We start from the raw sequence: 7,754 nt of genomic DNA, 5'->3' as shown, positions 1-7,754 counted from the left end.
ATCCTAGGGTCATCTGGTGATACAGATGGTTCACTCTTGTCGTGGTGAACAACGCTTCATACGACTTCAGGTCGCACGAGCACAACCATGTTAGACATGAATGTACAAGACACTTACACCACAGAAGAGGAAGTGACAACACCGTCACGACCAATTGATGAAAACGCATTGCTACAACGTCATCAGGTCATGGTAAAACGCGTAGTTAACCAGCTGCGCGTTCATGCCACTTCTCACTGTAGTATTGAAGATATGCAGCAGATAGGCCTTATCGCTCTAGTCGAGGCTGGACGCCGATATGGCGATGTTGACGATCCTCACTTTCCTGCTTTCGCCGTTTGTCGAGTTCGGGGAGCTATTTTAGACGAATTACGCCGACTAGATTGGCGTTCACGTAAGACTCGTCAACAAGCCCACGAGCTCAACGACGTGACTCGAGATCTCACTCGAACGTTAGGTCGAATGCCAACGGATGCCGAAATCATCCAGGCTTTAGGGACGAATGAGCAAGATTATTACAACCGCCAAAATGCCGCTCTCGCAGGCGAGATGCAAAGCCTTGACCAACTGATGGAGAGCAGCGGTGATAGCTACATTGGCGGGCAATACGATGGCATGGAACATGAACATATTCGTCGTAGTTTAGACAGTGCTTTGGGTAAATTACCTAAGCGCGATCAACTGCTCCTGACTCTGTTCTATCAACATGAACTCAACTTACACGAAATAGCTCTGGTATTGGATCTGACACCACCTCGTATATGTCAGCTTCACAAACAAGCGCTGAAACAACTCAACCAATTAATGTCCTCTTAGGAGTCACAAGATGCAAAAGTTTTTTGGAGTGCTCACTATCCTGGTGTGCGTCTTCGGTGGATATATGTGGGCCGGTGGTAGCTTAGGTGCTATCTGGCAGCCAGCCGAATTCCTTATCATTATTGGCGCCGCTGCTGGTTCTCTGATCATCGGTAATCCGCCTCATGTACTGAAAGAAATGCGTCGCCAAGTGCCAGCGACCATTAAAGGTCCAACAGAAGAGCATGAGTACTACATGGAATTAATGGCACTACTCAACAACTTGCTAGAGACAGCGAGAAACCGCGGATACAAGTTTCTGGATTCTCATATTGAGGCTCCGGAGCAAAGCTCTATGTTCCTCGCTTACCCGACGATCGCAGAAGATCATCGCCTAATTTCTTTCATTACTGACAATTTACGTTTAATGGCAATGGGACAGATGTCGCCTCATGAATTAGAGGGACTGCTAGAGCAAGAAATCGAAGCAATACAGAACGAAATGCTTTTACCTTCACGCTCACTACAGCGTACAGCAGAAGCACTACCTGGCTTCGGTATTCTTGCAGCAGTTGGTGGCATCATTATCACCATGCAAGCTATTGATGGCTCAATCGCTATGATTGGTTATCACGTTGCGGCAGCTCTCGTTGGTACATTCATTGGTATTTTCGGTTGTTACTGTGGCTTAGATCCACTAAGTAACGCCATGGCTCAGCGAGTAAAACGTAATATGACTGCTTTTGAGTGCGTTCGTGCAACCTTGGTTGCCTACGTAGCGAAAAAGCCGACATTGCTCGCCATTGACGCTGGTCGTAAACATATTCAGCTAGACATCAAACCAACATTCAACCAAATGGAGAAGTGGTTAGCTGAACAGGAGGGATAATGCAAAAACAAGAGCATGTAGTGTTCAAACGTGCCAAAGTATACAGCCATGATGAGTCGTCTCATGGCGGCGCGTGGAAAGTCGCGTTTGCTGACTTCATGATCGCCCTAATGGCGCTGTTTCTTGTACTTTGGGTTATGCAGGTGGTAGACAAAGAAGAGCGTAAAGCGATTGTTGCCCACTTGCATAGTTCAAGCGTATTCGACAAGAGTTACGGCAACCCATTTGATACGTCACAAAGTATTTCTCCTATCGACTTGGCACAGGACTCTTCTGTGCCAAGTAAACACAACTCCAACCATGTGGTAAGCTCTTACTTCAAAGGTGATGGGGATGGACCAGAAATTGATTCTTTGATTCCTGGTAACTTCGATACTCAAGAGCAACTTGCCGCACTAGCGAAAGTAATTGAGCAAATGACTGCCCAAATTAATGCGCAGGGAAATGTAAACGTCACGGTGACACCACAAGGTTTGCGTATCGTCCTTCAAGATGATTACAAACAGCATATGTTCAGCCGTGGTGGTGCAGAACTTACTCCTTTTTTTGAAGATTTACTGCTCGCACTAGCACCTGTATTTCATCGTGTTAACAACCCTCTGATCATCAGCGGACACACAGATGCAATTCCATTTAAAAAGCGTTTTGGTCGTCAATCTAACTGGGCGTTATCAGCCTCTCGAGCAGACGTAGCAAGAAATACGTTAGTTGAAGGCGGTATGCCGGATGATAGAGTAATGCAGGTAACGGGTATGTCAGATAGAGCGCTGCTTAATCCTGATGAGCCAGATTCTAGCGAAAACCGTCGTATTGAGCTGTTTGTTTTAACGACTCCTGCCGCTAAAGTGCTTGAGACCCTTTTTGGCAACCACCAAGAAAGCGAACTGCAAAAAGCGAAAGATAAGGCTGAATTCAACCAACCAGTCATTCGTCAAGAAGTCATCAATTACTCCGGCGATACCGCCACCAGCGAAGTAAAAATTCAAGAATTATAATCTTAAAAGGTCACCACTCTGATGGTGACCTCTCTAACCAAAGCCTCTGTTACTGTGACTTTTTAGTTGAGTTCTATATGCACATAACATCATCCGAAAAAAGAAAAAGCGACTTACTGAAGAAAGCCTTTTTATGGCTCATTGTCTTCGATTACCTTTTATTGGCGTTTTTCTTAACTCAGCTATCAAGTATGACATTAAACAGCGGAACCATGATCAGCTTGTTACTTGTAGTTTATAACGTCTTACTTGTTTCGCTATGTTTTCAACGAACCAACAAGCAGGACTCTTACATTATCTACCCTGTTTTGTCCGCAACGTTATTAGCATTTGTCTGCTTTCTTTACTTCTTTTTTTTAATTTAGCTCCCCGACTCGACCATTGATTTTACTTTTACTGCTTTTTCGAAGTGGTCGAGCTGATGAGTCTGAATCCACCACGTAGCCGCTTCCATCAACAGCTCTGGGTCGTCATTTTTATTAGCGAAAAACGCATAAAATGAGAGACCAACCAATTCACCTTTACTCGCGATCTTTTTGTCACAGACCTCTATAATTTTGTCTCTCAGCGAAGCTCTCATTTCTAATCCCTTAACCTAGTACATACTCACTAACCATACGGTTGAAAGAAATCAAATCAAACGAGCCTTTAATTTCAAAACGCACTCTTCCCACCTCACTCATGAAGAACTCGATTTCACAATCCAAATCAAAAGTACCAGAGGTCTCGATAGAAAATGCATTGATCTTACTGTAAGGCAAAGAAGTGTAATCCACTTTTGAGCCGGTAATCCCTTGCACATTTGCCGCTATCACTCGCTTGTTCGTAAACACCACTTGGTCACGAACTGTTTTAAAAGCAGCGAAAATAGTCTCACCATCAATCAAGAACTTAAGGAAGTCTTCTCTGGCATTAGAAACGTCAATCGGCTTAAGCTTAAATACAGAGGAATTGTCGAAATCAATCATAATTAATCCTTTGAGTGGGCGTTAGAACGAATTATCAACGTATCAGATAGCACCACTTTTGCCTACTCGCAACGCACGTTTCTGCTTGATTCGCCCAACAACGAAGCGTCACTCACTTCCACCCTTGCATCCATTGCTCAGAGTCTTTTAGGTCTTGCCAGTTCATCTCTCGGTCGCGTTTACTCATGACTGCCTCGATGACACATCTCACAACGTTACCATCTTCATCTAGTTCCATTTCCGTCACGACAAAATGCTTCTCTTTGTTTTTAGGTGAAATTGCCGTCCATTTACTGTGCAATAGTTTCTTAGGGTGGATTCTGTTCATCGCATTGTACCAATTTAACTACCATGTTGATGTATACGACTGAATACCAAGAGAGAATCAGATTTTGTTTTTGCAAACCGACAAAAGATAAAACCGCAAAAGAGATCACTCCCTTTCGCGGCTCTAACTACAATCCGACTAGGTCTTCTGACCATTCAGTCGAGGGTTTAAGTACTGACTTTGTAGCAACTGTAACCCTTTACCGACCAGAACAATCACTATCGCGCCAATCAGGACAGGCGTGAAGAGAAAACTCCATCCCTGCCCAGACGCCATGATCAAAATTGGATTTGCACCCGCAGGTGGATGAGTGGTCTTCGTAATCAGCATCGCAGACACACCCAGCCCCGTCGCAATCGCGAGCGTGACCGGCGTGACGTCAACATACTGGCTAAACGCAATACCGATAGAGGCCGTGATGAAGTGACCAATGATCACGTTTTTGGGTTGAGCAAGAGGGCTGCCTGGCACCCCAAACACCAGTACTGCGGTAGCACCAAATGGTGCCATCAGGAGTACAACCTCCGTCAGTGATACCTCAGCGTAGGACAATACGCCAATAGCCAACGTAGCGCCAAGCCCGGCAACCAACGATAAAATTAAATTATTCATAAACACCTCAAAGTAGACCGAATTGTCTACAAAATAAAATAGACAAATCTGTCTACCTTTGTCAATATGTGTTTATGGAACTTTTTGAGGACATAGTTATGAACAAAAAGAAACAGTTATTGATCGACACAGCTTTGTCACTGTTTTATAAACAAGGCATCAACTCTATTGGCATCAATGAAGTCCTCAATGTTTCCGGCGTGGCTAAACGCACGCTATATAACCATTTTGAGAGCAAAGAAGCGCTTATCATCGCCGCATTAGAACAACGCCACCAAGTATTTATGGAATGGTTGGAGGAAAAGCTTTCTTCAGCACAAACGTGCGCGGAGGTGATCGATCAGTTATTTACAGCACTCAACGGCTGGTTTCATGGCTCTGAAGAAAAGTTGGGCGAGTTTCGCGGTTGCTTTTTCATCAATACGTCCGCGGAATTCAGTGACGACAGTGGCGAGATCGCAACGTATTGCCGCTACCATAAACAGCAAGTCAGAGAGCTAATTCAACGCTATCTCAAATCAGAAAACGCTTCATTACTCGATGCCATTTGCATCATGAAAGAGGGCGCGATCACTACCGCTTACATGACGAAAGAGTACGACAACGTCACGAAGAAATGCGTGACCATTTTGCACAAGCTTTAATGCGTTCAGGTATAGTCATTTGCGGATTAAGTATTCAAACCAAAGGCACCAATCGGTGCCTTTTGTTTTAGTTAATCAGTGTACTTACAGCTCGTGCTCGGTACGTGCGATGATGTCGTCTTGCGCATCTGGTGATAACGCGGTGAAAAACGCTGAGTAGCCTGCGACTCGCACGACAAGATCACGATATTGCTCTGGGTTCTTCTTCGCGGCTAACAAGGTCTCACGAGAAACGATGTTGTACTGCACGTGCCAACCTTTGTGGTGGTTGAAGAAGGTACGAATCAACATAGAAAGCTTGAGCTTATCCCCTTCAGACTCAACCGCTGCCGGGCTTAACTTCTGGTTAAGCAGCACGCCTCCAAGGATCTTATTCGCTTGGATCTTACCGACCGAGTTGTACACAGCTGTTGGACCTAAACGGTCTGAGCCAGACGACGGGCTTGCACCTTCTGCCAATGGTGTTTTCGCTTTACGACCGTCCGGCGTTGCCATGGTTGAAGCACCGAATGGGACGTTTGCCGAGATACTTGAAGTACCTGCGTAGTAACCTCCGCCAATTGGACCACGCCCATGACGCGTATTAACGAACTGCTCTAGCTCATCAATGTACACTTGGTAAGCGTCTGCCAGTAGTTGGTCTACTGCATCATCATCGTTACCGTATTTTGGTGCAAAGTTGATAAGACGTTGGCGAAGCTGTTCGTTCTCCATGCCATCGAAATCTTCTGCCAATGCTTTTGCTAGCTGTTGTTGTGAGATAAGGGGCTGAGTGATTTGCGCGTCATCGAAAACAAGGTGCTTGATGGCAGCTAGGCTGTTACCCAAGTTCGCGATACCGACTTGCAAACCAGATACCCAATCGTATTTCGCGCCACCTTCTTTCACTGTTTTACCGCGAGCCAAACAGTCATCCACCAGCGTTGAACAGAAGATGTCTTGTGCTTGCTGTTCAAGCACGCTGTCGACGACTGTATCAATCTCAATCGATTTACGGGTGTAGTAGCGGATTTGTTCTGCCCAAGAAGCCGTCACTTGCTCAAAGTTCTCAAAGTTGCCTTTTGCTAATGACTTATCGTGCGGCAAGAAAGCTTTACCCGTTGTTGCATCCACACCTTCGTTCAATGAGGCAAGCAAGATACGAGCGAAGTTAATGAAGCTCATGCCCGTACAACGGTAACCCCATTTGCCCGGAACCGCCGTCTCGATACAGCCGATAGATGCGTAGTTGTAAGCGTCTTCTTTCTCTACGCCAAGCTTGATGAATTCAGGGATGACAATCTCATCGTTGTTGAACGCAGGCATACCGAAGCCGCACTTAATCACCTCGATACAGCCCATCAGGAATTCTTGGTTCAAACCCTCATGGTAACGCACACTCAAGTTAGGTTGCGTCGAACGCAACTGACCACAAGATTCGAGAATCGCCCAAGAAAGTGGATTCACTGCATCTTCAGGCTCACCCTTTTCATTCAACTTCTGACCGCCGATACACACGTTTTGATACAGCGGAGAACCTGCCGATGCTTTTGAGTGTGCACCAGAGCGAATCTTGTTTACTTCAAGCAACTTCAACCAGCAGCTTTGTAAAAGCTCCAGTGCGAAGTCTTTTTCAATCGCGCCGTTTTCGATATCGCGAACATAAAATTCGTTTAGGAATTGGTCCATACGACCGAAAGAAACCGAGTGACCATTCGATTCGATTTGTAGCATCAACTGAACAAAGTAGCTCAATTGCAGTGCTTGCCAGAAGTTTTCTGGTGCGTGGCTTGCTACATGACAACAGTTTGCAGCAATGCTTTCTAATTCAGCTTTGCGCAGGGGGCGCGTCTCTTCTAACGCCATTTTTGCTGCTAATTCAGCGTAGCTCACCATGTGATCTTGAATGGCAAGCAGTACGATTTCGACTGATTTGTAGAACTGCTCTTTCTTCAAGCCTTCAAAGGTCGAAACATCATTGTTAGCACGGTGCTGACGAACATCCTCTAGCAAACCGTTCATGCCTAGCTTCAAGATTTTCTCGTTATCCACCGCAAGGTGCGCGTCACCCGAAGTCATGTTGCCTTCGGCTTTAATGATGGTGCTGGCTAAGATTTCTTGCTGTTCATCAGTAAACAAACCATAACAACGGTCTTGAACGGTTTTACCGCGCCAATACGGTGTGATGCTGTGGATGCTTTGCTTATCTTCTTCAGTAACAGCAAAGCCTGCACCAGGACGGTCAGCTAGCTCATCAATTTCCGCTTCAATCCAACGCACTGTGTATTCTGGGAAAATAGGCGCAGCGCGTACTTTGCTCGCTTGGTTACCGACGATTAGCTCATCGTGTTTAATCCAAATAGTACGAGTGCGTAAGTGCTCTTGCAGTGCTAGCGCACGTTGAACAATAACAGGTTTGTCTTCGTTTGCTTGATAAGCACGAGTGTATGCCTCTGCGCGCTCGGTACAGACAGGTGGCGTTACGATATTTACCAGTGCCGATTTGTGCGCTTTGATACGCTCAGGAAGGTAATTCAGGTCCAT

The 7,754-nt window shown here is 45.7% G+C and carries 10 protein-coding genes; 5 read left to right on the top strand and 5 right to left on the bottom strand.

Translation table 11 applies throughout. From position 1 onward, the window contains the following. Window positions 1–87 precede the first annotated feature (87 nt). The 4 genes from R8N49_RS17810 to R8N49_RS17795 all read left to right on the top strand — a co-directional run bounded on the left by R8N49_RS17810 (window position 88) and on the right by R8N49_RS17795 (window position 3,044). Window positions 88–816 (top strand): FliA/WhiG family RNA polymerase sigma factor, encoded by a 729-nt coding sequence (locus R8N49_RS17810; protein ID WP_005375008.1) that lies wholly within the window; start codon window positions 88–90, stop codon window positions 814–816. 10 nt (window positions 817–826) lie between these two features. Continuing rightward, window positions 827–1,684 (top strand): flagellar motor stator protein MotA, encoded by an 858-nt coding sequence (gene motA / locus R8N49_RS17805; protein ID WP_005375006.1) that lies wholly within the window; start codon window positions 827–829, stop codon window positions 1,682–1,684. Beyond that, on the top strand, window positions 1,684–2,679 hold the full coding sequence (locus R8N49_RS17800; RefSeq protein ID WP_005375003.1) for a flagellar motor protein MotB: 996 nt from the start codon (window positions 1,684–1,686) through the stop codon (window positions 2,677–2,679). Before motA ends, R8N49_RS17800 begins: the two co-directional genes overlap by 1 nt. A gap of 77 nt (window positions 2,680–2,756) precedes the next feature. Further along, window positions 2,757–3,044, top strand: coding sequence for a hypothetical protein (locus R8N49_RS17795; RefSeq protein WP_005375002.1), 288 nt, complete (start codon window positions 2,757–2,759; stop codon window positions 3,042–3,044). On the opposite strand, the gene R8N49_RS17790 is transcribed toward R8N49_RS17795, so the two are convergent. From R8N49_RS17790 to R8N49_RS17775, 4 genes are all read right to left on the bottom strand, one after another. Continuing rightward, entirely contained in the window at window positions 3,041–3,259 is a 219-nt protein-coding gene (locus R8N49_RS17790) for a DUF6500 family protein (RefSeq protein WP_005375001.1), read from the bottom strand. The two genes, R8N49_RS17795 and R8N49_RS17790, sit on opposite strands and share 4 nt — an antisense overlap. 10 nt (window positions 3,260–3,269) lie before the next feature. Continuing rightward, entirely contained in the window at window positions 3,270–3,647 is a 378-nt protein-coding gene (locus tag R8N49_RS17785; protein WP_005386881.1) for a PH domain-containing protein, read from the bottom strand. A gap of 112 nt (window positions 3,648–3,759) precedes the next feature. Continuing rightward, complete coding sequence (locus R8N49_RS17780; RefSeq protein WP_005374999.1) at window positions 3,760–3,975, bottom strand: TIGR02450 family Trp-rich protein; 216 nt, start codon at window positions 3,973–3,975, stop codon at window positions 3,760–3,762. Window positions 3,976–4,113: 138 nt separating this feature from the next. Continuing rightward, window positions 4,114–4,587 carry an HPP family protein gene (locus tag R8N49_RS17775; protein WP_064369614.1) on the bottom strand — a complete coding sequence of 158 codons (474 nt, stop codon included), beginning with the start codon at window positions 4,585–4,587 and terminating at the stop codon, window positions 4,114–4,116. A 98-nt stretch (window positions 4,588–4,685) separates the two neighbouring features. On the opposite strand from R8N49_RS17775, the gene R8N49_RS17770 reads away from it, so the two are divergent. Then, window positions 4,686–5,231 (top strand): TetR/AcrR family transcriptional regulator, encoded by a 546-nt coding sequence (locus R8N49_RS17770; protein WP_042521682.1) that lies wholly within the window; start codon window positions 4,686–4,688, stop codon window positions 5,229–5,231. Between the two features lie 84 nt (window positions 5,232–5,315). On the opposite strand, the gene R8N49_RS17765 is transcribed toward R8N49_RS17770, so the two are convergent. Continuing rightward, entirely contained in the window at window positions 5,316–7,754 is a 2,439-nt protein-coding gene (locus R8N49_RS17765) for a formate C-acetyltransferase/glycerol dehydratase family glycyl radical enzyme (protein ID WP_238972299.1), read from the bottom strand.

It is taken from the genome of Vibrio sp. 1978 (genome assembly GCF_033344345.1).
This window is presented reverse-complemented; position numbering and strand designations above follow the sequence as displayed.

Bases quoted from the DNA above. Each gene is read 5' to 3' on its own strand.
- R8N49_RS17810 (WP_005375008.1), top strand. From the start codon at position 88: ATGTTAGACATGAATGTACAAGACACTTACACCACAGAAGAGGAAGTG.
- motA (WP_005375006.1), top strand. From the start codon at position 827: ATGCAAAAGTTTTTTGGAGTGCTCACTATCCTGGTGTGCGTCTTCGGT.
- R8N49_RS17800 (WP_005375003.1), top strand. From the start codon at position 1,684: ATGCAAAAACAAGAGCATGTAGTGTTCAAACGTGCCAAAGTATACAGC.
- R8N49_RS17795 (WP_005375002.1), top strand. From the start codon at position 2,757: ATGCACATAACATCATCCGAAAAAAGAAAAAGCGACTTACTGAAGAAA.
- R8N49_RS17790 (WP_005375001.1), bottom strand. From the start codon at position 3,259: ATGAGAGCTTCGCTGAGAGACAAAATTATAGAGGTCTGTGACAAAAAG.
- R8N49_RS17785 (WP_005386881.1), bottom strand. From the start codon at position 3,647: ATGATTGATTTCGACAATTCCTCTGTATTTAAGCTTAAGCCGATTGAC.
- R8N49_RS17780 (WP_005374999.1), bottom strand. From the start codon at position 3,975: ATGAACAGAATCCACCCTAAGAAACTATTGCACAGTAAATGGACGGCA.
- R8N49_RS17775 (WP_064369614.1), bottom strand. From the start codon at position 4,587: ATGAATAATTTAATTTTATCGTTGGTTGCCGGGCTTGGCGCTACGTTG.
- R8N49_RS17770 (WP_042521682.1), top strand. From the start codon at position 4,686: ATGAACAAAAAGAAACAGTTATTGATCGACACAGCTTTGTCACTGTTT.
- R8N49_RS17765 (WP_238972299.1), bottom strand. From the start codon at position 7,754: ATGGACCTGAATTACCTTCCTGAGCGTATCAAAGCGCACAAATCGGCA.